Source organism: Sphingomonas leidyi (assembly GCF_011761945.1).
GTDB lineage: Bacteria > Pseudomonadota > Alphaproteobacteria > Sphingomonadales > Sphingomonadaceae > Sphingomonas > Sphingomonas leidyi.
The window spans coordinates 1,735,499-1,758,901 of record NZ_JAASQV010000001.1; the positions used below are offsets into that span (position 1 = coordinate 1,735,499).

Here is a 23,403-nt window from a genome sequence, read left to right on the forward strand (position 1 = left end):
TCACGGCAAAAGGGAGATACCATGCAGCAGAACGCCCCCGCCCTCCGCCTCGACCGCCGCCGCCTCCTCGCGCTGATGCCCGCCGCCGCCGGCGCCACGCTCCTCCTCCCCGGCCTGGCGCGCGCGGTCGTCGCCGCGGATCCGGTCCAGGCGCTGGTCGATGATTTCGTGGCGAGCGGCAAGGCGCCCGGCGTCTCGGTCGCCGTGATCCGCGACGGCAGCACCCGCTTCTACAATGCCGGCGTGATCTCGCGCACCACCAACGCCCCCGCCACCGAGCACGCCGTCCACGAGATCGGCTCGATCTCCAAGACCTTCACCAGCCTGCTCCTCGCCCATGCGATCGAGGAAGGCCGCGCCCGGATCGACGACGATGTCCGCCGGCACCTGCCGCCGGGATATGACAATCTCGTCCGCGACGGCCGCCCGATCCGCCTCGCCGACCTGGTCACCACCACTTCGGCGCTGCAGGACAATCTGCCCGACTGGAGCGGCTTCTTCGGCAAGGTGCCGCCCGAACAACTGCTCGTCGAGGTGTCGAAGCTGCTCAAAAGCTATGACCCGGCAAATTTCCTCACCGATCTCAAGGCGGTAACCCTACTCGAAGTGCCCGGCCGCACGCCGCGCCACAGCAACACCGCCTCGCAGCTCCAGGGCGTGCTGGCCGAGCGCATCTATGGCGCCCCCTATGACGCGCTGCTCACGCGCTTCGTCGAGAAGCCGCTCGGCATGCGCGCCGGCGGCGGCGCCGTCCCGCCCGGCCTGCTCGTCACCGGCTACAGCAGCAAGGGCGTGGAGGCGCCGACGCTCGACATGCCGGCGATCCGCGCCGCGGGTGGGCTGCGCTATTCGGCGGTGGACATGGCGCGCTACGTCGCCGCCCACATCTCTGCAGGCGATCCCGCCATCGCCCGCACCCACCGGCCGCTGTTCGGCACGCCCGAGACGAGGGCGGTCGGCTTCCACTGGGTGATCGCCAAGACCGCCGACAGCCAGACCTATCTGCGCCATTCGGGCGGCACCTTCGGCCATTCGAGCTATTGCGACTTCTATCCGGCCCGGCGCTATGGCGCGGTCGTCCTCGCCAACAGCGCCGCAGCGCAGGACACGAGCCAGGCGCTCGCCGACGCCATCCACACCGCGCTGTTCGGCCCGCCGCTCGGCCTGAAGGCGCTGGAGGCGGCGCTGGAGCGGAGCAACTATGCCGACGTGCCCGGCACGATCGCCGCGACCAGGGCGCGCTTCCCCGACCTGCACCTGACCGAGGATCGCATGAACAGCTGGGGCTACCGCCTGCTCGGCACATCGCCCCGGGCCGCACGGGGCATCTTCGCCTGGAACGCAGCGCAATTTCCGGACAGCTGGAACACGCATGACAGCCTGGCCGAGGCGATCGCGGCCACCGGCGACAAGGCCGGCGCGATCGCGGAATATCGGCGCTCGCTCGCGCTCAATCCGGCCAACGACAATGCGACGCAGATGATCGCGAAGCTGGAAAAAGCGCCCTAGGGTGGAGCGAACCGGAATTCAGGCCACTGCCATCAGCGTCTCGCCCCGATATTTATCGAGGCCGGGATCGAACAGCGCGCTCGGCACGAATGCCTGCTCCAGCACCGCCACGTCCTTCAGCCCGTCGAGCTTGAACGTGCCGATCTTCTCCTCGCGCGGCGGCAGGCCTTCCTTGGAGACGACAACGGCATCGACATGGAGCGCATCGTGGCGCGTGTAGAGGATATGCGGGGCGAGGATCATCGCGGTGCGATTATAGGTCGCGGCCAGGCATTTCTGGCGCACGATCCCTTCCAGGACCATCGGCGTGATGGGCGCGGGAGCGGCAGGCGGGTCGGCTTCGTGACTCAAGAACATGCGCCCTTATGGCAATTCCTGCTGCGGCGCAGCAAGACCCCAGCTTCGGATATGGCATTCTCGTTGCCATCGGATCGTCGCATCGCCCCTGTCCTCTCCTGCACCCGCGCCGCGGGACCGCGCGCGGCTTGCAAACCATCCAGAGCCCGACAGGTTGCATCATGCGGCACGGCCCGCCATCCCTGCGCCGGAACGATCCGCCTCGCTCCCTTGCGGTTCCACCGCATCGGCGCCGTCCGTTCAGCACGGCTTCACGCGCATGTCCGGAACGTTTCAGCGTCCCTGGCCGTATGGGCCTTCGGGAAGGAGAAGACACAATGAAGCATCTGGTAACCCTCGCCGCGGTCGCTGCGGCCAGCCTGGCGGTCGCGACCCCGGCCATGGCGCAGCGCGGCCCCGTCTACGGGCAGGACGAGGAGGCCCGCTTCGACGCCGCGCAGCAGCGCTTCGAGCGGGAATATGATCAGTTCCAGCAGGCGCTCGAGCGGTATCGCGCCTACAAGTCCCGCCCGGTCGTCGCCCCGCCGCCCCCGCCGCCGCGCGGCGGCTACTACGATCCGCGCGACGAGGAATATTATGATGCGGCCCGCGACTATCGCGCGCCGCCCCCGGGCTATCAGGAGCGCGTGCTGACGCAGGACGATCGCATCTATCGCGGACAGGACGGCAAATATTACTGCAAGCGCTCGGACGGCACGACCGGCCTGATCGTGGGCGCCGCGGCGGGCGGTCTGTTCGGCAACGTCATTGCCGGCGGGCGCTCGAAGACGGTGGGCACGCTGCTCGGCGCGATCGCCGGCGGCGCGCTCGGCAGCTCGGTGGACCGCGACCAGGTCCGCTGCCGCTGACCCGATCGGAGGCCCCGTCGCCGCGGCGGCGGGGCCTCCGTAGCTTTCCCGATGGGGACAGCTCCTGAGCCGCGACTTCACGCCCGTGCAGGCATGATGGGCCGATATGGGGGATATGAGGAGTCGCGCCATGCCCGTGGACCGCGTGCTGCGGCAGCACGGCCATATCCTGGCCAATGCCGATGCACTCGAGGCGCTCGTCTCCGGCCCGCGGCCCGCAAGCATCGAGGGGCTGGGCTTTCGGCGCTGGCTGTTCACGCGCGACCTGCTGATGCATTTCGCCAGGATGGAGGGCCAGGTCTATGGCCCCCTCATGGACGAGGTGGGCGGCGAAGTGGCGCACATGGCCAGCCATGCGAGCGCGGAGACTGCCGCCCTGGTCGCCGATTTCCGCGAGCACGTCACGCGCTGGCACGGTTTCCCGAGCGAGGCGCAGTGGGGCATCTATGCCCGCTCGACTCGCTGGCTGACGGCGCGCATCCGCGAGCGGCTCGAAAGCGAGGCGACCGATATCCTGCCGCTGCTCTCCCGGCTGCCCGTCGACGATCAGGGCGCTTGCCCCGGCAAGCCGGACCATCGCTATGTCGCGGATGCGTGGGAAATTCGCGAGCTGATCTTCGGGGCGAAACCGCGCGTCGAACCGCCCCGAGTCGGATCAGTGCCAGAAGATCAGGATCAGAAGGATGATCGGAATCGGGATGCCGAGCAGCCACAACAAGATGCCCTTGCCCATATAAAGCCTCCAAGTATCTGGTTTCGATTGCGAAAATAACCAACCGCACACGATGCGGGTTCCACTGGAACCCGGCGGCGGGTTGAGGCACTGAGCAGGTGGATGACCGATGGCCTTCCCTTGCCGCGCCGCACGCTCGCCATCGCCGCCGTCTCCTTCGGTACGGCGCTGGTGGTGATCGACGGCGCGATCGCCACCGTGGCGTTGCCCACCATCGCCAGGGACCTGCACGTCGACAGCTCCGCGGCGGTCTCGGTCGTCACCGTCTACCAGCTGACGCTGGTGATGCTGCTGCTGCCCTTTGCCGGGCTGGGCGAGCGGATCGGGCTCAAGCGGATGTACCAGGCCGGGCAGCTGGTCTTCACCGTGGCGACGGTGCTGTGCTTCTTCGCCGAGAGCCTGCCGTTCCTGCTCATCGTCCGCGCGGCGCAGGCGGCGGGCGCGGCTGCGGCGCTCAGCGTCTCCTCGGCGCTGATTCGCCGGATCTATCCCGCTAAACATCTGGGCCGCGGCCTCGGCATCAACTCGGTGGTGGTGTCGAGCTCGGCCGCGCTCGCGCCCACCATCGGCGGCTTGGTGCTGGCGGTGGGGCCCTGGCCCTGGGTGTTCGCCTCGGCAGTGCCCTTCGCCGTCGCCAGCCTGTTGTTCGGCCGCGCCCTGCCCGACACGCCCGCGCGTGACGAGCCGTTCGACGTGCTGGGAGCGTTGCTGTGCGCCGGCATGTTCGGGCTGGTGATCGGCGGCCTGGAGAGCGCCGTGCATGGCGACAGCCCCGTCGTCTCGGCGGCGGTGGTGGTCGCCGGCGCGGTGATCGGCCTGTTCTTCGTCCGCCGCGAGATGCGCGAGCCCAAGCCGATCCTGCCGGTCGACCTGCTCACCCGGCCGGTGCTCGCCCTCTCCGTGGTGGGTGCCTATACTGCCTTCATCGCCACGATGACGCTGCTCCTGTCGCTGCCCTTCCGGCTGCAGCATGGCTATGGCTTCGCCCCGTCCGAGGTGGGCGCGGTGATCGCGCCCTGGCCGCTCACCACGATGATCGTCGCGCCGCTCGCCGGCTCGCTGTCGGATCGTTACCCCGCCGGGGCGCTGGGCGGGATCGGCATGGTCATCGCAGTGGCGGGACTGCTCTTCCTCGCCTTCCTGCCCGTGGATCCCAGCTGGTTCGACATTGCCTGGCGCATGTCGCTCACCGGGGCCGGATTCGGCATGTTCCTCTCGCCCAACGCCCGGCTGATCATCGGCTCGGCCCCGATCGATCGCGCGGCAGCGGCCGGCGGGCTCATCTCCACGACCCGGATGGTCGGGCAGACGACCGGCGCCACGCTGGTGGCCGCGCTGCTTGCGATCGGCATCGGCGGCGGCACGGTGCCGCCCCTGGTGGCGGCCGGCCTCGCCGCCATTGCCGGCCTGTGCAGCCTGGCGCGCCTGCGCCCCGCCATCCGCAACCCGCGCTTCGCCGAGACCGAGGACGTCCAGCCCGCCAAGCTGCGCTGAGGCGGCAAGCGGCGCGCCCGGCCCCGGCGTCGACGCGGAATTCCCGGCTGATATCTCTACTTGGCCCTTCGCACGCAATCGCGCGTTGCGGTGGCCCCGCGGAAGCGCCTAGAGGCCCTTGCATGGCCGCCGAAGCAACGCATCCGTTCGCCGTTCCCAATTTTCGCCTCTATTTCCTCGCCCGGCTCTCGACGACGCTCGGGCAGATGGCGATGGTGATCGTGATCGGCTGGCAGGTATACGATATCGCCCGCCGGACGATGACGGTGAAGGAAGCCGCCTTCCAGCTCGGGCTGATCGGCGTCGCCCAGTTCCTGCCGCTGCTGTTCCTTTCGCTCTTCGCCGGCTGGGTGGCGGATCGGCTCGACCGGCGCTGGATCGCCCGCGCCGCGGTGGCGCTCGAGGCGTTCTGCGCGATCAGCCTGGGCGTGCTGACCTATACCGGCACGATCGGCCTGCCCGCGCTGTTCGGCATCGCCGCGCTGCTCGGCGTGGCGCGCGCCTTTGCCAGCCCCGCGCTGAGCGCGCTCTCGCCCAATCTGGTGCCCAAGGCGATCCTGCCCACCGCGATCGCGCTGAGCTCGCTGTCCTGGCAGATCGGCACGGTGATCGGCCCGGCCATGGGCGGCTATCTCTATGCGGTTGCCGACTGGCTCTCCTACGCAGTGGCGGGCGGCCTGTTCCTCGTCTCCTTCGTCCTGCTCATGCTGATCGGCGACGTGCCGCGCAGCGCGCGCAAGTTCAGCGGCAGCCCCTGGGCGCAGATGATCGACGGGCTCCACTATGTCCGTCGCAACCGGCTGGTGCTCGGCGCGATCTCGCTCGACCTGTTCGCGGTGCTCCTCGGCGGCGCGACCGCGATGCTGCCCGTCTATGCCCGCGACATCCTCCAGGTGGGCTCGGAAGGGCTCGGCCATCTGCGAGCCGCGCCCGCGGTGGGCGCCGTCGCCACGGCGGTGTTCTTCTCCTGGCGGCCGCTGAAGAGCGACGTCGGCGTGAAGATGCTGCTGGCGGTCGCCCTGTTCGGCGTGGCGACAGTGATCTTCGGCCTTTCCGCCCCGCTGCTCGTGCCCGTGCTCGGCCCGGCCGCAGTGGGGCACGACACGGCGCCCGCGGTGATGGTGGCGCTGTTCGCGCTGTTCGTGCTCGGCGCGGCCGACATGGTCTCGGTCTATGTCCGCCAGTCGCTGATCCAGCTCTACACGCCGGACGAGATGCGCGGCCGCGTCGGCGCGGTCTCCACGCTGTTCATCTCGGGCTCGAACGAGCTGGGCGAGGCCGAATCGGGTTTCCTCGCCGCGCTGATCGGGCCGGTCGCCGCAGTGGTGGGCGGCGGCGTGGGCGCGATCCTTGTCACACTGGCATGGGCCAAGCTATTCCCGGAGCTCAGGCGGGCTCGCACCTTCGATCCTCCGGCCAATCTCGAGATTCCTCCCAAGGAGATGATGACATGAAGGCCAACACGATCCTCGAGACGATCGGCAACACGCCCCATATCCGCGCGGGCAAGCTGTTTCCGGACGCCGAAGTCTGGATCAAGTCCGAACGGACCAATCCCGGCGGCTCGATCAAGGACCGCATCGCGCTGGCGATGATCGAAGCGGCGGAGCGGGACGGCAGCCTGCAGCCGGGCGGCACGATCGTCGAGCCGACCAGCGGCAATACCGGCGTGGGCCTCGCGATGGTCGCCGCGGTGAAGGGCTACAAGCTCGTCCTGGTGATGCCGGAGAGCATGAGCATCGAGCGCCGCCGCCTGATGCTCGCTTATGGCGCCACCTTCGACCTGACGCCGCGCGAGAAGGGCATGAAGGGCGCGATCGAGCGCGCGATGGAGATCGTCGAGACGACGCCCGGCGCCTGGATGCCGCAGCAGTTCGAGAACCCGGCGAACATCGACGTGCACGTGCGCACCACCGCGCAGGAGATCCTGAACGACTTCGCCGATTCGCCGATCGACGTGGTCATCACCGGCGTGGGCACCGGCGGCCACATCACCGGCGTCGCCGAGACGCTCAAGAAGCGCTGGCCGAACCTCAAGGTCTATGCGGTCGAGCCCGAGCTCTCGCCGGTAATCTCGGGCGGCCAGCCGGGCCCGCACCCGATCCAGGGTATCGGCGCCGGCTTCGTGCCGCGCAACCTGCACACCGACGCGATCGACGGCGTGATCAAGGTCGATGCGGGCGTCGCCAAGGACATGGCCCGCCGCGCCGCCCGCGAGGAAGGCATGCTCGTCGGCATCTCCTCGGGCGCGACGCTGGCCGCGATTCTGCAGAAATTGCCCGATCTCCCGGAGGGGACCCGCGTCCTGGGGTTCAATTATGATACAGGCGAGCGCTATCTGAGCGTCCCGGACTTTCTTCCCGAGAGCTGAGGCACTGGAATTAACGCCGGATTAACGCTAGATTTCCCGAGTCGGGGAAAACGTCGTTTCCGGGGGGAACTTCGTGCGCAATGCAATGATCCTGGTGAGCGTCATGCTCGCCATCTATCTGGGGTGGCCGCTTGCTTTCGGGGGGAAGCAGCGCGGGCTGGAAACACCGGCCGAGGCGCGCAGCTTGGCGGCCACCCCAGTTTCCGTATCGAAACCCGTGCGAACGGCCGCACTGGTCGCCAAGCCGTCCGCGCCCGCTCGTCCGGAGAGCTGCTACAAGCGCTATCAGCGCGAAGTGAAGCTCTGCACGGGCGCCACCGCGGCGGCGTGCAAGCTGGGCGCCGCCGATCATTGGGACATGTGCGAGGCAACCGGCTTCTGGCCGAACTGAGCGCGCGTCGGACGCACTGATCCGGGCATTGCGGCGTTCCGGCGCCGCAATGGTTCCAACTTCGCGACTTCTGCGTTATGGGCGGCGACCCCATGGCGACCGTCCCTTCCTTTCCCACCGCCGGAGCATTCTCCGTCCGCGTGCCGCCAGTGCTGATGGCATTGCTCGGCCTCCTCATGCTTGCGGTGGTCGCGCTGCCCTTGTGGCTGGTCACGCATACCCCGCGCGCGGTGGTGCACAAGCCCGCGCCGGTGAAGGTATCGCACCGGGTGGTGCCGAAGACCGAGCTGCCGGAAGTGGAGCCGGTCGAGCTTCAGGTCGTGACGCCGGACGACGCGCGCACCTGGAATGCGTCCATTCCCTTCTCGACCCTGCCCAATCCGGCGGCCCGGCCGTTCAATATCTACGGTGCCGAGGATAGCCGGGCCCGCGCCGTCGATTGCCTCGCTGCGGCAGTCTATTACGAGGCCGGCGACGATGCGGTGGGCGAGCGGGCGGTCGCGCAGGTGATCATCAACCGCGCACGCCACCCGGCCTTTCCCAAGACGATCTGCGGCGTCGTGTTCCAGGGCTCGGAGCGCTCGACCGGCTGCCAGTTCACGTTCACCTGCGATGGCGCGATGCTGCGCTATACGCCCACCGCCACCGCCTGGGAGCGCGCGCGCTATATCGCCCGCGCCGCATTGACCGGCTCGGTCTACAAGCCGGTGGGCCATGCGACGCATTATCACACCGACTGGGTTGTTCCCTATTGGAGCGCCAGCCTCGAGAAGATCACCGAGGTCAACACGCACCTCTTCTTCCGCTGGACCGGCTGGTGGGGCACGCCGCCGGCGTTCAACCGCATCTATGCGGGCATCGAGCCCAATATCGCGCTGATGGCCCGGCTGTCGCCCGGCGCCTTCCAGAGCGATCCCTCGCTCGAAACGCTGCTGCCCGGCGCGGTCGGGACCGACGGCGCCTTTGTCGATCCCGCATCGATCCCCCAGAGCGCCGTTCCCGCCCCGATGGCGGCCGAGGGCGGCGACTCGAACAACTTCATGCTCACCTTGCCCAAGGGGATCAACCCGGACGCGTTCGCGGCGCTGGCCATCCGTACGTGCGGCGAGCGGCCCTATTGCAAGTTCATGGCCTGGGCGGATGCGAAGCAGACTCCGGCCAGGTTGCCGCTCTCCAGCGCCCAGGTTTCGACCATGTCGTTCAGCTATCTGCGCGACGAGACGCAAGGCTTTGCCAAGGCGTTGTGGAATTGCGGCCAGTTCCGCCGCCCGAGCCCGGTCCAGTGCATGCGCGCCCAGATCCCGGCCGAGGCAGCGCCCGCCACCGTCGTGCCGCCGATCCCCGGAGCCACTCCCATTGCCGCTCCTGCCCCGCTCGCCGGCATCCGCCGCAAGGCCGAGGTGGCGGCACCGCCCGCCGGCACGCCTGCACAGGACAAGGCCATGGTGAGCCTCACCCTGCCCGCCCCCAAGCCCTCGCCGACGCCGCGCCCGACGCCCGAACCGCGCTAATCGCCTCGGGCCGTGAGCGCCCGGGCCAGCGCGAGCGCGGAATCGAACGGAACGTCGCTCACATCGGGGCGATGCCAACCGCTTGCGCCGGCCGTATCCACCGTCACCGTCGCCACGCCCAGCCGGCGTTGCAGCCAGCTGCGGCGCACCGTGAGCGTCTGGATCGATTCGATGGGCACGATCCAGTCGCGCTGCGAGAGCACGCCGCGCATCACCTGCAGGCTGGTGTCGCGCAGCGCATAGCGATGCCCGGCGCGCTGGAAGATCGCCAGGATCACCGGCGCGGGCGCCAGCAGCAGCCCCCACCATAGCGGCGACAGGAAGAAGCCGGCAATGCCCGGGACCAGCACGATCGGCATGCCGTGGTGGATCGCGAAGCGCAGGATATGGGCCGGCGCCACCGGACGCAGCCCCGGGCGCTGGAAAGGCGGGAGCGGCGTGGCGGCGATCACCTGTGCGGCCTCTTCCGCCGTGGCGAACGGCGCCATTTCCTGGCGGCCCGCCCGGTCGGCGCTGCCGCCGAGCGTCTGCACCTCGACGCTGTTCCAGCCCAGCCGCCCGCTGATCGCTCCGCGGCGGACCAGGCCCAGCTGGATGCGGCGATCGGCGATGACCACTTCCGAGCGCGTGAGCAGCCCCCGGATACGGCGGAAACGGCCCGATTCATGCGTGAGCGTGAAGCCATAGTCCTTGAGCAGCGTGCGCGCCACGCCGGCGATCAGGCACAGCAGCAGGGCCATTGCCAGCACCAGGAACAGCGCGAGAATGCTGAATCGGGCGAAAGCGAAGCGCTCGGCCTCGCCGAACAGCTTCTCCCAGTCGAGCTTCAGCACCCGGTCCAGCGAATGGATCGCGCCAAAGATCGCCGCGATCCAGATCATCGAGAAGCCGAACACGCCGCACAGCAGCACCCGGCCGAGCGACATGGCGAAGACGATGCGGCGTCCGGGCTGCACCGGCGCCTCGGCGCCCACCCGTATTTCGGCGACCGGCCGATGGCCGCGCAACAGGGCGCGGAGGCGCTCCGCCTCGGCCATGGAGACGCTGTCGAGCCTCGCCTCCTCGGCTTCGCCACCGCCCGTCTCGAGCTTGACCACCGCCAGTCCGAAGACGCGGGCAAAGGGGCTGCGCTCGATCGACACGTCCTGGATCCGGCCGCGCGGTATCGACCGGCGGCGGCGCTGGAGGACGCCGTGCTGGATCAGCACCTCCTCCGCGCCGATCCGGTAGGTGAAGCTCCACCAGCCCAGCCAGGTGGAAAGGATCACCGCCGCCGCAATGGCCGCAAAGGCCCCCAATGCCAGCGCCGGGTGGAACTCGCGCCCCGCAAAGCCGAGAATCAGCGGCGGGAGTATCACCGTGGAAGGCGCACGCTTCACGAAGCGCATGATCACGGTGAGGATGTGGAGCCGTCGGGGCGCGGCGCCGGGATCAATCATGTTGCGCGCCGCCGATGCGCTCGCGGATCGCGTCGCGGATTTCCTCTGCGGTGGAGCGGGCGATGCCGGGCAGGATCACCACATTGGTATCCGTGCCCGCCGTGTGAAGGACGAGCGTGGCGACCCCGAACAGCCGCTCCAGCACGTCCTGTGCCACGTCGATATGCTGGACGCGCAGCGTCGGAACGATCGTGTGCACCCGCGTCCACAAGCCATGCTCGACATGAAGCTCGCCGCCGGTGAAGGCATAGCCCCAGCGCCGCCAGCGCCGCCTCGGCGCGAAGCCGGCGATCCACAGGGCTACCAGCAGCGCGGGCGCGAGGATCGCTCCGGGCATCGGCAGTTCCGGCACGAAGAATTCCCCCGCGACCGCCGCCGCGAGCAGGATGAGCGCGGTGCGGACGGCGCGCAGGCGAATCACGTGAAGCTGCCCGCGCTCGAGCGGCATGAGCGGAACGATGGCCAGGGTCATGAAAGGAGTATCACCGAGTGTCTTATTTCACTCAAGCACTAGCAGTGCCGGAGCGGGGCGAAGTTTCCGGAATTCGCGCAAGGGGCCAGGCGCCCCTTCCTCCCGGCACGCCAATTGCGCCCCGTCTCGGGATGTGCAGCCATTCCGGAATCGAATTCCGAGTGCATCCAACGCATAATCGGATGAAATCAAAGTATAGATCGACGAATCTTCACGCATATGCGCAACAATTTGCGATGACTTCCATGGTTTTACAACGGCAATTACAGAAAATTCCGGAATAATTTCCGCACAGGGGGAAAAAGCCGAAACGGATATGCTCTCGATCCGATGGATTGACAGGTCGAACGCCTCACTTGGCTTTCATGAACGAAGCGATTATCTTGCGTCGTCGGGAGACCGAGGGGGAATAATCGCGTGTCCGAACCGCCACCAACACGCAAGCTCACGATCATCGCCAAGGATCCGGGACTGCGCCTGGGGCCAGGGGGGCCGATGGCGTTCGTGGAAGTCAGCGTGCCCGCGGAAATCCTGGCCAAGGGGCCGACCGGCTATCGAATCAAGGTCGTCGACTATAACGCGACCGAGCGGCGCACCTATCTGGACCAGCAGGAATATCAGGCCGGCGACGGAATGCTGGTCGATCCGTTCGCGCCCCTCCCGGGTGAGACGCGAGAGGATCCGGCCTATCAGAAGCGGCTGCTTGCAGACCCGAACTTCCACGCGCAGAACACCTATGCGATCGCGATGCGCACGCTGGGTGCCTTCGAGCGCGCCTTGGGGCGGCGGGTGAGCTGGAGTTCCGGCGGCCACCAGTTGCACATCGCGCCGCACGCCTTCGCCCAGGCCAACGCCTTCTATTCCGAGCCCGACCGGGCATTGATGTTCGGCTATTTCTTCCGGCAGGACGGCCAGCCGGTTTTCACCTGCCTGAGCCACGACATCGTCGCGCACGAGACGGCACACGCGCTGCTGGACGGCCTGCGGTCCCGCTTCAGCGAGCCTTCCGGCCCCGACCAGGCAGCGTTCCACGAGGGCTTTGCCGATATCGTCGCGCTGCTGTCGATCTTCTCCCTCAAGCCTGTCGTCGCCGCCGCGATCGGGGAAGACAGCCGTTTCGTCGACGCGGACCGCACCATCCGGCTCGTCGCGGTCGGCAAGCTCACCGCCGACGCGATCCGCAACTCGATCCTGCTCGGCGTGGCCCGCGAGGTCGGCGAGGCGCTCGAAACCGGCCAGCGCGGCGCGCTTCGCCGCTCGGTCGAGCTCACTCCCGAAGCGGCCCACCTGCTCCACGGCGAAGTGGAGGAACATGCGCGCGGCGAGATCCTCGTCGCGGCGATGATGAACGCCTTTGTCGAGCTCTGGAGCGAGCGGATCGCGGAGCTCGGGCGCTTCGCGGGTGACAGCTACAATCTGGACGCAGTCGTCGAAGAGGGCGCGAAGCTCGCCGGGCACCTGCTCAACATGGCGATCCGCGCGCTCGACTACTGCCCGCCGACCGATCTCGATTTCGGCCAGTATCTCAGTGCGCTGCTCACTGCCGACCGCGAACTCGTCCCCGAGGACGAATGGGGATATCGCGCGGTGATCCGCACCATGTTCGAGCGATACGGCATCCGCCCGCAGGGCGCCACCTGCGACGCCGAAGGATGCTGGCAACGCTACCCCGCCGACGGCAGGCTGACCTATGCCCGATCGAACTACCAGGCGATGACCCGAAGCCGCGACGAGCTGTTCCGCTTCCTCTGGGAGAATCGCGAGACGCTCGGGCTCAGTCCCCGCGCCTATTCCGAAGTGATTTCGATCGACCCGGCAAGCCGAATCGGCCCCGACGGCATCGCCCTGCACGAGACGGTCTGCCAATATGTGCAGCGCGCCGATCTGTTCGGTGCCGAATTCAAGGCCGTGCTCGGCACCGAGCGGCCGGAGGGCATGCGGAGCAGCGACCGCTACACCGCCTATGGCGGCGGCGTGGTGATCCTCGATCAATATGGCCGAGTGAAATATCATATCGCCAATCGGCTGGAGGACGCCGAACGCCAGCTGGCACGCGCGCAATATATGGTCGATACCGGGCAGATCGGTGCGCCGGCAGCGCCCGACCGGCTCCGCTTCGCGGCCCTTCACCAGCAACGCATGGGGGCCTGAACATGCCAGCCGCTCCGGAAACCGCGACGATCTATGCCTATCAGGTCGGCTTTGGCGACTGCATCCTTGTGCGCTTCACCTATGCCGGCGGCGCACTGCGCCACATGCTGATCGACTTCGGCACGACCGGCTTGCCCGAGCATGCCGAGAAGACGCAGATGCTCCAGGTCGCCCAGGACATCCAGGGAAAGGTGCGCGAGGGCGATCCCGACCGGCGCCTCGACGTGCTCGTCGCCACGCATCGCCATGCCGACCATATCAGCGGTTTCGCGACCAGGGACGGCGCGGGATCGGGCGACGTGATCCGCGCGCTCGACCCGCGCTTCATCGTGCAGCCCTGGACCGAGGCCCCGGAAGCACCCCTTGATTGGGAAGGGCCCGACGCCAGCGTCACCGGACAGGCATTGCGGCAGCGCCGTGCGTCGCTCCAGGCCATGGAGGATGCTGCCGGCACGCTGGTGGCCTTTGCCGACGCCCAGGCCGGGCACCTTCCCAAGGCGCTGGCCGAGCAGCTCCGCTTCATCGGGCAGGACAATCTCTCGAACCGATCGGCGATCGACAATCTGCGGACGATGCCCGGCGAGAAACGCTATGCCTATCATGGCTGCGACCTGGGCCTCGCCTCGGCGCTTCCGGGCATGGACGTGCACGTCCTCGGCCCGCCCACGCTGCGGCAGACCGACACGATCCGCAAGCAGCGCTCGAGCGATCCCGACGAGTTCTGGCAACTTGCCCCGAAGCGCCTCAATGACGCGCTGGCGATCGGCGACGAAGGCAAGCTCCTCTTCCCGAACGCCAGGCATCGGCTGCGCTCGAAGCCCCTGCTCGAGCATCGCTGGCTCCAGGATCGGATCGATGCCGCCAATACCGAGATGCTGGTCGGGCTGGTGCGCGCACTCGATGCGCAGATGAACAACACCAGCGTCATCCTGCTGCTCAAGGCCGGCTCGAAGACCCTGCTATTCCCGGGCGATGCGCAGATCGAGAACTGGGCCTATGCGCTGCAATCGGACATGGCATCGCTGCTCGACGACGTCGATCTCTACAAGGTCGGCCATCATGGCAGCCGGAACGCCACGCCGCGCAGCATGTGGCGCCGCTTCACCAAGAAATCGGACCGGAGCGGCCCAGGCCGCCTGACCTCGGTGCTGTCGACCAAGCACGGCAAGCATGGCAGCGAGGACCGCAAGACCGAAGTGCCCCGCCGAACGCTGGTCACCGAGCTCGACGCGCAGTCGAATCTCTACTCGACCGAAGCGCTGGAGCCCGATGCGCTCTATCAGGAGGTCGTGCTGGACCTGCGCTGACCGGCGGCTATTCGCGCGCCTGCGATCGCGGTGCGGTTCCGCGCGCTTCGATGCCCTTGCGCGGTTCGAGGATCAGGGTGCGATCCTCGACGCGCCAGGACTTGAGGCGCGACAGGAAGTTCATGCCCAGCACATCGAGATCGCCGAAGCTGTCGCCCACCACCAGGGGCAGGTCACGCGTCGATAGCGGCCCGATCGCGACATTGTCGGCCCGCGCCGGCTGCGCCTGAACCGTGCCATTGGCGGTTTCGATCAGCATCGGCGGCGCCAGGGCAGGCTTGACCTCGGCCGCCTCGGCGGTGTCGCGCGAAATGGCGGTGATCGTCGCGCCGCTGTCGACCAGCATGCGCCGCTCTACTCCGTTGATCTGCACGCGCGCCCAGAAATGCCCGTCCGGGCTCATCTTGATCCGCACCGTCTCGCCCTGAACCACCTGCTGCTCATAGCCGAGCTTCTCCGAGGCGCGCGCCAGCAGCCCGCCCAGTTCCTGGCGATGATACATCACGATCACCGCAGTCACGCCGATGATCGCCCAGAGCACGAGGGTCTGCAACAGGCCGCGCAAGGTGACGCGGTGGGACGACAAGGCCTTGAGCGCCAGCATCAGCGCGCCGAGCAACAGCAGCAGCTGGATGATGCGGTCGTCACTCATATCGCAACCTCCATGCCGTCAAAGCCGGGCTCGACTCCGGCGGGCAGCGTTGCCGCGAGCGTCGCATAGTCCATCGAATTGTCCATATGGGCGAGCACTGCGCGCCGCGGCGCCAGTTCCCGCACCCAGCCCAGCACGGCATCGAGGTGCGCGTGCGTCGGGTGCGGCGCCCGGCGGAGGCAATCGACCACCCAGACATCCAGATCCTGATACAAGCTACGCATATCTTGCGTCATCTCATTGAAATCTATGGCGTATGCCATGGATTTACCATCACTCTCGAAGCGCAGCCCCGCAGAGCTTATCCCTCCGTGCGGCTGATCCACGACGCGGATATGGATATCGCCGATCGTAATTGCATCGGGCAGCGGCGCGATCGCCACGGTCGGCCGGTAGAGCTTGCTGCCCCGGAAGGCATAGGCGAAGCGCTTCTCCAGCTGCTCCAGCGCAAAGGGCCGGGCAAGGCCGCGCACAGGCTCCCCTTGCCGCGCATGCATGATCTGCCGGAGGTCGTCGATGCCGTGGCAATGATCGGCATGATCATGCGTCCATATCACCGCATCGAGATCGGCGATCCCCGCGGCCAGCGCCTGCTCGCGAAAGTCCGGGCTGGTGTCGATCAGCACCCGGGTCGTCCGGGTCCACACCAGCGCCGAGGCGCGGGTACGCCGGTTCCTCGGCTCGGCGGGATCGCAAGCGCCCCAGTCGTTCCCGATCCGCGGCACGCCGGACGAGGTGCCGGAGCCGAGGATGCGCAGCTTCATGCCCGCGTCTTGGCGAACAGCTTGTGGAAGTTCGCGCGGGTAGCCTCCGCCAGCGCATCGGGATCCTCGCCGCGCAGATTGGCGAGGAAACGGCAGGTGTCGGCGACGAAGGCCGGCTCCCCCGTCTTCCCTCGATGCGGCACCGGGGCAAGGAAGGGAGCATCGGTCTCGATCAGCAGGCGATCGCGGGGCAGCCGCGCCGCGGTCGCCTGCAGGTCATGCGCGTTCTTGAAGGTCACGATGCCCGAGATCGAGATATAGAGGCCGAGATCGAGCGCGATATCGGCGAACGCCCCGCTCGCGGTGAAACAGTGGATCACGCCGGGAAAGGCGCCCTTCGCCATCTCGTCGCGCAGGATCTCGGCGGTGTCCGCCTCGGCATCGCGGGTGTGCACGATCAGCGGCAGCTGGGTCTCGCGGCACGCCGCGATGTGCGCGCGGAAGCTCGCCCGCTGGCGATCCCGGTCGCTATGGTCGTAATAATAGTCGAGCCCGGTCTCGCCGATGCCGACGACGCGCGGGTGGCGCGCCTTGTCGACCAGCCTGGCGGCATCGATGTCGGGATGCTCGTCGGCCTCGTGCGGATGGATGCCGACCGAGGCCCAGACGTCAGGCTCGCGCTCGGCGACGCCGATCACTTCGTCCCATTCGCGCTCGCGGGTCGAGATGTTGAGCATCGCGACCACGCCGGCCGCCCGGGCGCGCGCCAGCACTTCGGGCTGCTGCTCGCCCAGGCCCTTGTAGATCAGGTGGCAATGGCTGTCGGCAAGGTTCACGCGTCTTCCTTCAGCTCCAGCCGCGGGAAGATGGGGGTCGGCGGCGCGATGCGGAAGTCCCGATCCCCGTCCGGCCCCAGCTGCGCGAGCAGCTTCGCCGCCGAGCCCGGCACCACCGGCGCAATCGTGACGGCAAGACGCCGGATCGCGCGCAGCAGCGTGCCGAGCACGGCGTGCATCCGCTCAGGATCGGTCTTGCGCAGCCCCCAGGGCGCCTGTGCGTCGATATATTGGTTGCAGGCGAACACGCCGGTCATCCACAGTTCGACCCCCTGGCTGAGCGCGAGATCCTCGAAGGCGCGCGTGAAGCCGGCACAGGCGGTATCGACCTCGGCGAGAAGCACCGCATCGGCCTCCTCGGCGCGCCCGGCCTCGACGCGCCCGTCGCAATTCTTGGCGATGAAGGCGAGCGTCCGCTGGGCGAGGTTGCCGAAGCTGTTGGACAGATCGGCATTGGCACGCGTGACGATCGCTTCGTCGCTGAACGTGCCGTCATTGCCGAAGCTCACGTCGCGCAGCAGGAAATAGCGCAGCGCGTCGACGCCGTAATATTCGGCCAGCGCCATCGGATCGACGACATTGCCGACCGACTTGGACATCTTTTCCCCGCGATTGAGCAGGAAACCATGCCCGAACACCTGCTTCGGCAGCGCGATCTTCGCCGACATCAGGAAGGCCGGCCAATAGACGGTGTGGAAGCGGACGATATCCTTGCCGATCAGGTGGATGTCCGCCGGCCAGTAGCGCGCCAGCCGCGCGCTGTCGTCGGGATAGCCCGCGCCGGTCAGATAGTTGGTCAGCGCATCGACCCAGACATACATGACATGCCCGGGCGAGCCCGGCACCGGCACGCCCCAATCGAAGCTGGTACGCGAGACCGACAGGTCCGCCAGCCCGCCCTCGACGAAGCGCAGGATCTCGTTGCGGCGCGATTCCGGGCGGATGAAGTCCGGATTGGCCGCGTAGAGGTCGAGCAGCGGCTGCTGGTACTTGGACAGGCGGAAGAACCAGGTCTCCTCCGCCGTCCACTCCACCGGCGTGCCCTGGGGCGAGAGCTTCACGCCCCCTTCCCCCTCGACCAGTTCCTTCTCCTCGTAGAACGCCTCGTCGCGCACCGAATACCAGCCCTCGTAGCGATCGAGATACAGGTCGCCGGCATCGGCCATCGCCTGCCAGATCGCCTGGCTGGCCTTGTAGTGATCGGCCTCCGAAGTGCGGATGAAACGATCGGACGAGATATCAAGCTTCTCAGCCATCTCGCTGAAATATCCGGACATCTCGTCCGCAAGCTCGCGCGCGGTCATGTCGCGTTCGCGCGCCGTCTTGACCATCTTGAGGCCATGCTCGTCGGTGCCGGTCTGGAAGAAGACGTCGCGGCCCTGCGCGCGCTGGAACCGGGCGATCGCGTCGGCGGCGATCATCTCATAGGCATGTCCGATATGCGGACGGCCATTGGGATAGTGGATCGCGGTGGTGATGTAGAAAGGCTCGGCCATCCGGGCGCTTTAGGCGATCACTTTCGCCGCGTCACCCCGCCTCGCGCCCTTGCGGGGAAGCATGGGCGGCGTGCAGGTTCAGCCGAACAGCTTCGCGGTCGGCACCGGCGAGTCGCCGATCGCTACGCCGGTCTTGCGTTCGTGCACCTTGCGCACCGCCGCGGCGATCTCCTTGTCGATCGCTTCCTTCTGTCGGGCCGGCAGCTTCTTGTAATCCTCTTCGGAAAGGTCGTGCTTCTTGAGCACCGCGTCGCGAGCGCGCTGCTCGGGCGTCTCGCTCGCGGCCTTCTTGAACGCTTCCAGGATCGCGTCGAATTTGGTGTCGCCGGCGCCGTTGGTGGCGGCCGGCTGTGCGGCCGCAGTGCTGCCGATGCCAGAAATGCCGGTGATCGCGCCCATGGAAATCCCCTCTTGCTCCAGAGGCGAGATAGCCCGCTTTGCCTAAGGCAGCGTTAAATACGCCTCAGCCGCGCAAGGATGCCGCCCATTTCGAACACGGTGGCGGAGGCGTCGAGCGACAGGCCGGCCGCGGCGCCGCTCAGCTCGCGCGCGGCGGCATAGGCATCGAGCGCCGTGCGCAGGGCATCCCCGGAAAGGGATTTCGCCCGCTCGGCAATGAAGCTCGGCGCGCGTTCGAGAAACGCTTCGTACCGCGGCTGCGCGGCCTTGGCGCCGAGCAGCTTGGCGAGGCGCGCGCGGATCAGATTGGACGGATCCCCGGTATCGGCCAGCGCCGCCATCTCGCTCTCGATCGATGCGATGTCGAGCCCCGCAAAGCCCAGCGCCCGGCCCGGCGAGCCTTCGCCCGCCTTGACCAGCGCCGCGATCTCGCCCGTCGTGGCATCGGGCAGCTGGTCGCGCAGGATCGCCGCCACGTCCCCATCGTCCAGCGCCTCGAAGCGCAACAGCCGGCAGCGCGAGCGGATCGTCGGCAGCAGCCGGCCCGGCGCATGGCTCACCAACAGGAAGATCGTCCCCGCCGGCGGCTCCTCCAGGTTCTTGAGCAGCGCATTGGCGCCGCCGCGCTCGAGATCGTCGATCGCGTCGATCACGATAACCCGACGCGACGAGAAGCTCGGCTTGGTCGCGAACAGTGCCTGGAGCGAGCGGACCTGCGCGATCGTGATCGAACGGGCCAGCGCTTCGTCGGGCTTGTCCGGATCCTTGGGCAGGCGGACGAGCTCGCGATAGTCCGGATGCGCGCCCGCCTCGATCAGGTGGGCGGTCTGGCTCTCGGGCGGCACCGCCCAGCCAGGGGCGAGCCGGTCGCGCCCCGCGGCCTCCGCAAGCATGCGCAGCGCCGCCGCCCGCGCGAACATGCCCTTGCCCACCCCCTCCGGCCCGGCGATCAGCCAGGCATGATGAAGGTTGCCGTTCCGCATCGCGGCGGCCAGCGCCTCATGGGCGGATTCATTGCCGATCAGGGCCATCGAGACCGTTCAGACCTTGTCGTCCCCGCAAGCCCGGGGACGGCGGCAAGGGAGGCGGGACCCGCTTCCGCGATCACATCCCGAACAGCGACCAGAAGCCGCGCCAGGCGCGGCCGAAAAAGCCCGCCTCGCCCACATCCTTCTCCGCCACCAGCGGCACGGTCTGCGACGGCAGGCCGGGTGAATCGACCACCAGGTCGGCGATGTGATCGCCCGCCTTGAAGCCGGCCTGGACCGGGCCGTTATAGACGATGCGCGCCTGCATCTCGGGCGCGGTGCCGGCGGGCACGGTGGCGGTCAGGTCGCGCGGGGCGACCACGCCGACGCTGCCCGACGTGCCGCCCTGCACCTGCACCTCGCCCACCTTGCGGCCCTTCTTGACCAGCGGGCGGGCCTGCCAGGCACGGAAGCCCCAGTTCATGAACTTCACCGATTCATCGGCGCGGCCGTTATAAGTGGTGAGCCCCGCCACCACCATCACCAGGCGGCGGCCATTCTGCTCGGCCGAACCGGTGAAGCCGTAACCGGCCTCGTCGGTATGGCCGGTCTTGAGGCCATCGGCGCCCTGCACCCTGCCGAGCAGCGGGTCGCGGTTCGCCTGGGTGATGTCGGCGCCGGCGCCCAGCGTCTTGCCCCAGGTGAAGCTGGTGAGCGAGTAGAACTGCTTGTAGAGGTCCGGATGATCCTGGATCGTCGCCTTGGCGAGATGCGCCAGGTCGCGTGCGGTGACATAGGTCACGCCATTGTCGGGCCAGCCGTTCGAAGTGCCGAAATGGCTGTTGGTGAGGCCCAGGCGCTTGCCCGCCTCGTTCATCCGCTGGACAAAGGCTTCCTCGGTGCCGGAAATGCCTTCCGCGAGCACGACGCAGGCATCGTTGCCCGACAGCGTGACGATGCCCTTGAGCAAATCGGAGACGGTCGGCTTCTGGCCGACGCTCAGGAACATGGTCGAACCCTGGCTATGCCATTTCTTCCAGGTCTCGGGCGTCACTTCGATCTGCTTGTCGAGCTTCAGTTCGCCCTTCTTGATCAGGTCGAAGGCGACATAGACCGTCATCATCTTCGCCATCGAGGCCGGCGGGATCCGCCGGTCCGCATCCTTGGCATAGAGCACCGCGCCGGAGGACATATCCTCCATATACGCAATCGGCGCCGGCGTATCGAACGGCGGCGGGCCTGCGGCATTCGTGGACTGGGCGGCGGCAAGCGCCAGGAACGATGCGGCAAGCAACTTCTTCATGTGATTCGTCCGGCCTTTCAGTTGGCTTGGACGCGCGCATCTCCATAGCCCGCGCCCGCGGCACGCCGCCGCGCCGCTTCGGCCTCGCCCGCCGTGGCGAAGGGACCGAGCTGGACGCGATGGAGCCCGCCACCCGGCTTTACGAAGCCGCCTAGGCTTTGGGCAAGCGCTTGTGCACGACTGGCGTTAGAAAGTGCGGCGACTTGCACGATATATCTGCCGCCTGCGGCCGGGCGGGCGGCGGGCGGGGCCGTGCGCACGGGCGCCGGCCGTGGCGCAACGCTGACGCGCGGCGGGCCATAGGCCGCCGCGGCGGCACTCGGAGTGCGCGAAGCCGCATCCGCTTGGCCAGGGGCGCCGGGAAGCCGCTTGCGCAGCGCCGTAAGCAACACCGGGGGCGCGTCGGCGCGGTCCGCGGCGGGCCGGCCGGCCTGGAGCGCGGCCTTGTCCATCGCCGGCGGGTTCACCAGGCGGATCCGCACGCCGATCGAATCGCCGTTCGCGCCGAGCAGCCGCGCGGCTCCTGCCGACAGATCGATGGGACGATCGGCGCCCGGATCGGTGCCGGTGACCAGCACCAGGATCGTCCTTCCGGTTTCGAGCGAAGTGACTTCGACATAGGAGTTGGCCGGCAGCGAGCGATGCACCGCCACCACCGACTGGTCCATCGCGCCGCCGCCGCTCACCGGGCGGACACCGGCATAGCCGATCTCGTCGTAGCGCGGCGTCTCGCCCGGAGCGGGCTGGGACGATCCGCTGGGCCCGGCCGCACCGGCGGCGGGATCGGTGAAACCGTCGGGCATCACCGTCGCGACCTGCGGCGGTGCCTGGCGGGGCCGGGGCGCCTCCTGCCGCGGCGCGGGAGTGGCCGGTGCCCTGCGGGTCGGGGTGCTGCCGGGAGCGGCATAGGAAGCGCCGGGCGCGCCCGATTGCGCCGCGGCGGGTGCGGGATCGGCCCATTGCGGCTGCGGCTCGGGCTGCACCACCATCGGCTCGGGCGCCGGCTGGGATTGCGGCTGCACGCGCGCCGGGCGCGTCCGGATCGTGCCGTCGGCGGCACGCCACGTCTCGGCGGACGCATCGTCCGGCTGGGACTGCGGCCCGCCATAGGCCTGCGCCCCGACGGAGCCCTGCCGTTGCAGGGGTTGGGCATGGCTCGGGACTCCCCCGCAAAGGGCCAGGAGCGAGAGCGCGAAGATGCTAGCGTTCGACCTCATCGGCGAGCAGGCCTACCGACAAAGCGTAAAAATTCGAGCAATTATAGTCGAGGATCACGCGATAATTGCCGGTGAGCAGATAGCCGGTCTTGCCGGGCCCGTCCGGCTCGAGCAGCGTCGCCTGGACATTGTCGCCCGGCCAGGCGCGGGTCTGCGGCACCAGGCCCAGCGCCCGCCACTCCGCCATCGTCTTCCAGCGGCTGTGTCGTTCGAACACGCGCGGGCAGCGCGGGGACCTGGTCTTGCTGGCCAGCGCGGCGCGGTTCAGATTGGCGGGCACGCTCACCGCAAAGCCCCAGGGCTGGCCCTTGCGCCAGCCGGCATTGACGAAATAATTGGCGATCGAGGCCAGCGTGTCGGGCTCGCTCGTCCAGATATCGGCCATGCCGTCCCCGTCGCCGTCCCTGGCGAGGCGGAGATAGACCGAAGGCAGGAACTGCGGCCCGCCGAACGCCCCCGCCCAGCTGCCGACCAGCTTCTCGCGCGGCACGCCGCGATCGATCATCTTGAGCGTAGCGATGAACTCTCCCGCGAACAGTTCGCGGCGGCGGCCCTCATAGGCCAGGCTGGCGAGCGCGCGCGGCAGGTCGAACCCGCCCATCACGCGACCATAGTTGGTTTCGTGCCCCCAGATCGCGACCATGATCGATTCGGGCACGCCGGTCTCGGCTTCGATCCGCCGCAGCCGCGGGCGCTGGCGCTGATAGGCGGCCCGCCCCTGGCTGATCCGCGCGGCATCGACATGCGCCCGGCGATAGGGCTCGAAATTGGAGATGGGCGCGTTGGGCGCGGTCTCCGGTTGCTGCCGGTCGAGCTGCACCACGCGCGCATTGTAGGTGAGCGTCGGGATCACCGAATCGATCGTCCGCCGGCTGACTCCCTCTGCCGCCGCCTGGCGCGAGAGCTCGCCCAGATAGGTCTGGAACCCGCTCTCGTCCTGCGCGATCGCGGGAGCGCCCACCGGCGCCGCCGCGATCACGGCCACGCCAAGCGCCAACAGGCTACGCATTACGCCACTCGATCCCCGCATGCGCTTTTTGTGCCACAGGGCGGCGGGATGCAGAACCCCCCGCCATCCGCTTTCGTCAACAAATTGTGGCGGATCGTCGCGGATCGCATTAGCGCAGGCATCGACGCGGAGAGGTGGCCGAGTGGTTTAAGGCAGCGGTCTTGAAAACCGCCGTGCGCGCAAGCGTACCGTGGGTTCGAATCCCACCCTCTCCGCCAGACAACCGGGGGGCATGG

The 23,403-nt window shown here is 68.2% G+C and carries 22 protein-coding genes and 1 tRNA gene; 11 read left to right on the forward strand and 12 right to left on the reverse strand.

Translation table 11 applies throughout. The features are described 5' to 3' along the window. The first annotated feature begins 21 nt into the window (after nt 1-21). Complete coding sequence (locus FHR20_RS08325) at nt 22-1,509, forward strand: serine hydrolase domain-containing protein (protein ID WP_167299073.1); 1,488 nt, start codon at nt 22-24, stop codon at nt 1,507-1,509. Nucleotides 1,510-1,527: 18 nt separating this feature from the next. Here the strand turns inward: FHR20_RS08325 and FHR20_RS08330 are convergent, their stop codons facing one another. Next, a complete protein-coding gene (locus FHR20_RS08330) occupies nt 1,528-1,860 on the reverse strand; it encodes a hypothetical protein (RefSeq protein ID WP_380926241.1) in 333 nt (110 codons plus the stop codon). Nucleotides 1,861-2,183: 323 nt separating this feature from the next. Here FHR20_RS08330 and FHR20_RS08335 point away from each other — a divergent pair, with 323 nt between their 5' ends. From FHR20_RS08335 to FHR20_RS08365, 7 genes are all read left to right on the forward strand, one after another. Further along, nucleotides 2,184-2,714 carry a glycine zipper 2TM domain-containing protein gene (locus FHR20_RS08335; RefSeq protein WP_167299074.1) on the forward strand — a complete coding sequence of 177 codons (531 nt, stop codon included), beginning with the start codon at nt 2,184-2,186 and terminating at the stop codon, nt 2,712-2,714. Between the two features lie 130 nt (nt 2,715-2,844). Then, nucleotides 2,845-3,486 carry a hemerythrin domain-containing protein gene (locus FHR20_RS08340; protein ID WP_167299075.1) on the forward strand — a complete coding sequence of 214 codons (642 nt, stop codon included), beginning with the start codon at nt 2,845-2,847 and terminating at the stop codon, nt 3,484-3,486. Nucleotides 3,487-3,549: 63 nt separating this feature from the next. Continuing rightward, complete coding sequence (locus tag FHR20_RS08345) at nt 3,550-4,941, forward strand: MFS transporter (RefSeq protein ID WP_167299076.1); 1,392 nt, start codon at nt 3,550-3,552, stop codon at nt 4,939-4,941. Nucleotides 4,942-5,063: 122 nt separating this feature from the next. After that, nucleotides 5,064-6,395 carry an MFS transporter gene (locus FHR20_RS08350; protein WP_167299077.1) on the forward strand — a complete coding sequence of 444 codons (1,332 nt, stop codon included), beginning with the start codon at nt 5,064-5,066 and terminating at the stop codon, nt 6,393-6,395. Continuing rightward, nucleotides 6,392-7,312 carry a cysteine synthase A gene (gene cysK, locus FHR20_RS08355; RefSeq protein ID WP_167299078.1) on the forward strand — a complete coding sequence of 307 codons (921 nt, stop codon included), beginning with the start codon at nt 6,392-6,394 and terminating at the stop codon, nt 7,310-7,312. Before FHR20_RS08350 ends, cysK begins: the two co-directional genes overlap by 4 nt. A gap of 73 nt (nt 7,313-7,385) precedes the next feature. Beyond that, nucleotides 7,386-7,703, forward strand: a complete 318-nt coding sequence (locus tag FHR20_RS08360) for a hypothetical protein (protein ID WP_167299079.1) — start codon at nt 7,386-7,388, stop codon at nt 7,701-7,703. A gap of 92 nt (nt 7,704-7,795) precedes the next feature. Continuing rightward, nucleotides 7,796-9,214, forward strand: coding sequence for a cell wall hydrolase (locus tag FHR20_RS08365; protein WP_243857158.1), 1,419 nt, complete (start codon nt 7,796-7,798; stop codon nt 9,212-9,214). On the opposite strand, the gene FHR20_RS08370 is transcribed toward FHR20_RS08365, so the two are convergent. Both FHR20_RS08370 and FHR20_RS08375 read right to left on the reverse strand, forming a co-directional pair. Then, on the reverse strand, nt 9,211-10,653 hold the full coding sequence (locus FHR20_RS08370; RefSeq protein ID WP_167299080.1) for a PH domain-containing protein: 1,443 nt from the start codon (nt 10,651-10,653) through the stop codon (nt 9,211-9,213). The genes FHR20_RS08365 and FHR20_RS08370 overlap by 4 nt on opposite strands. Next, nucleotides 10,646-11,125, reverse strand: a complete 480-nt coding sequence (locus tag FHR20_RS08375; RefSeq protein WP_167299081.1) for a PH domain-containing protein — start codon at nt 11,123-11,125, stop codon at nt 10,646-10,648. Before FHR20_RS08375 ends, FHR20_RS08370 begins: the two co-directional genes overlap by 8 nt. 417 nt (nt 11,126-11,542) lie before the next feature. On the opposite strand from FHR20_RS08375, the gene FHR20_RS08380 reads away from it, so the two are divergent. After that, entirely contained in the window at nt 11,543-13,276 is a 1,734-nt protein-coding gene (locus tag FHR20_RS08380) for a gluzincin family metallopeptidase (RefSeq protein WP_167299082.1), read from the forward strand. A gap of 2 nt (nt 13,277-13,278) precedes the next feature. Next, a complete protein-coding gene (locus FHR20_RS08385) occupies nt 13,279-14,583 on the forward strand; it encodes an MBL fold metallo-hydrolase (RefSeq protein WP_167299083.1) in 1,305 nt (434 codons plus the stop codon). A gap of 7 nt (nt 14,584-14,590) precedes the next feature. Here FHR20_RS08385 and FHR20_RS08390 read toward each other — a convergent pair whose 3' ends face one another. The 9 genes from FHR20_RS08390 to FHR20_RS08430 form a co-directional block, all read right to left on the reverse strand. Further along, nucleotides 14,591-15,235, reverse strand: coding sequence for a retropepsin-like aspartic protease family protein (locus FHR20_RS08390; protein ID WP_167299084.1), 645 nt, complete (start codon nt 15,233-15,235; stop codon nt 14,591-14,593). Next, nucleotides 15,232-15,999, reverse strand: coding sequence for an MBL fold metallo-hydrolase (locus FHR20_RS08395; RefSeq protein ID WP_167299085.1), 768 nt, complete (start codon nt 15,997-15,999; stop codon nt 15,232-15,234). The genes FHR20_RS08390 and FHR20_RS08395 overlap by 4 nt, the downstream gene beginning before the upstream one ends. After that, the gene (locus tag FHR20_RS08400; RefSeq protein ID WP_167299086.1) at nt 15,996-16,775 is read right to left on the reverse strand and encodes a TatD family hydrolase; all 780 of its coding nucleotides are present in this window, start codon (nt 16,773-16,775) and stop codon (nt 15,996-15,998) included. The genes FHR20_RS08395 and FHR20_RS08400 overlap by 4 nt, the downstream gene beginning before the upstream one ends. Further along, nucleotides 16,772-18,271: a methionine--tRNA ligase gene (gene metG / locus FHR20_RS08405; RefSeq protein ID WP_167299087.1), complete on the reverse strand. Its 1,500-nt coding sequence runs from the start codon at nt 18,269-18,271 to the stop codon at nt 16,772-16,774. Before metG ends, FHR20_RS08400 begins: the two co-directional genes overlap by 4 nt. A gap of 78 nt (nt 18,272-18,349) precedes the next feature. Then, nucleotides 18,350-18,670, reverse strand: coding sequence for a hypothetical protein (locus FHR20_RS08410; RefSeq protein ID WP_167299088.1), 321 nt, complete (start codon nt 18,668-18,670; stop codon nt 18,350-18,352). Between the two features lie 53 nt (nt 18,671-18,723). Beyond that, nucleotides 18,724-19,701 (reverse strand): AAA family ATPase, encoded by a 978-nt coding sequence (locus FHR20_RS08415; protein ID WP_167299089.1) that lies wholly within the window; start codon nt 19,699-19,701, stop codon nt 18,724-18,726. A gap of 73 nt (nt 19,702-19,774) precedes the next feature. Continuing rightward, nucleotides 19,775-20,941, reverse strand: a complete 1,167-nt coding sequence (locus tag FHR20_RS08420; protein WP_167299090.1) for a D-alanyl-D-alanine carboxypeptidase family protein — start codon at nt 20,939-20,941, stop codon at nt 19,775-19,777. Between the two features lie 17 nt (nt 20,942-20,958). Continuing rightward, on the reverse strand, nt 20,959-22,158 hold the full coding sequence (locus tag FHR20_RS08425) for an SPOR domain-containing protein (protein ID WP_167299091.1): 1,200 nt from the start codon (nt 22,156-22,158) through the stop codon (nt 20,959-20,961). Continuing rightward, nucleotides 22,142-23,167 carry a lytic murein transglycosylase gene (locus FHR20_RS08430; RefSeq protein ID WP_167299092.1) on the reverse strand — a complete coding sequence of 342 codons (1,026 nt, stop codon included), beginning with the start codon at nt 23,165-23,167 and terminating at the stop codon, nt 22,142-22,144. The genes FHR20_RS08425 and FHR20_RS08430 overlap by 17 nt, the downstream gene beginning before the upstream one ends. 128 nt (nt 23,168-23,295) lie before the next feature. Here FHR20_RS08430 and FHR20_RS08435 point away from each other — a divergent pair. Then, a tRNA-Ser gene (locus FHR20_RS08435) sits at nt 23,296-23,385 on the forward strand. Nucleotides 23,386-23,403: the final 18 nt, after the last annotated feature.

Coding starts and splice junctions, on each gene's coding strand:
- FHR20_RS08325 (WP_167299073.1), top strand. CDS start 22: ATGCAGCAGAACGCCCCCGCCCTCCGCCTCGACCGCCGCCGCCTCCTC.
- FHR20_RS08335 (WP_167299074.1), top strand. CDS start 2,184: ATGAAGCATCTGGTAACCCTCGCCGCGGTCGCTGCGGCCAGCCTGGCG.
- FHR20_RS08340 (WP_167299075.1), top strand. CDS start 2,845: ATGCCCGTGGACCGCGTGCTGCGGCAGCACGGCCATATCCTGGCCAAT.
- FHR20_RS08345 (WP_167299076.1), top strand. CDS start 3,550: ATGACCGATGGCCTTCCCTTGCCGCGCCGCACGCTCGCCATCGCCGCC.
- FHR20_RS08350 (WP_167299077.1), top strand. CDS start 5,064: ATGGCCGCCGAAGCAACGCATCCGTTCGCCGTTCCCAATTTTCGCCTC.
- cysK (WP_167299078.1), top strand. CDS start 6,392: ATGAAGGCCAACACGATCCTCGAGACGATCGGCAACACGCCCCATATC.
- FHR20_RS08365 (WP_243857158.1), top strand. CDS start 7,796: ATGGCGACCGTCCCTTCCTTTCCCACCGCCGGAGCATTCTCCGTCCGC.
- FHR20_RS08370 (WP_167299080.1), bottom strand. CDS start 10,653: ATGATTGATCCCGGCGCCGCGCCCCGACGGCTCCACATCCTCACCGTG.
- FHR20_RS08375 (WP_167299081.1), bottom strand. CDS start 11,125: ATGACCCTGGCCATCGTTCCGCTCATGCCGCTCGAGCGCGGGCAGCTT.
- FHR20_RS08385 (WP_167299083.1), top strand. CDS start 13,279: ATGCCAGCCGCTCCGGAAACCGCGACGATCTATGCCTATCAGGTCGGC.
- FHR20_RS08390 (WP_167299084.1), bottom strand. CDS start 15,235: ATGAGTGACGACCGCATCATCCAGCTGCTGCTGTTGCTCGGCGCGCTG.
- FHR20_RS08395 (WP_167299085.1), bottom strand. CDS start 15,999: ATGAAGCTGCGCATCCTCGGCTCCGGCACCTCGTCCGGCGTGCCGCGG.
- metG (WP_167299087.1), bottom strand. CDS start 18,271: ATGGCCGAGCCTTTCTACATCACCACCGCGATCCACTATCCCAATGGC.
- FHR20_RS08410 (WP_167299088.1), bottom strand. CDS start 18,670: ATGGGCGCGATCACCGGCATTTCTGGCATCGGCAGCACTGCGGCCGCA.
- FHR20_RS08415 (WP_167299089.1), bottom strand. CDS start 19,701: ATGGCCCTGATCGGCAATGAATCCGCCCATGAGGCGCTGGCCGCCGCG.
- FHR20_RS08420 (WP_167299090.1), bottom strand. CDS start 20,941: ATGAAGAAGTTGCTTGCCGCATCGTTCCTGGCGCTTGCCGCCGCCCAG.
- FHR20_RS08425 (WP_167299091.1), bottom strand. CDS start 22,158: ATGAGGTCGAACGCTAGCATCTTCGCGCTCTCGCTCCTGGCCCTTTGC.
- FHR20_RS08430 (WP_167299092.1), bottom strand. CDS start 23,167: ATGCGTAGCCTGTTGGCGCTTGGCGTGGCCGTGATCGCGGCGGCGCCG.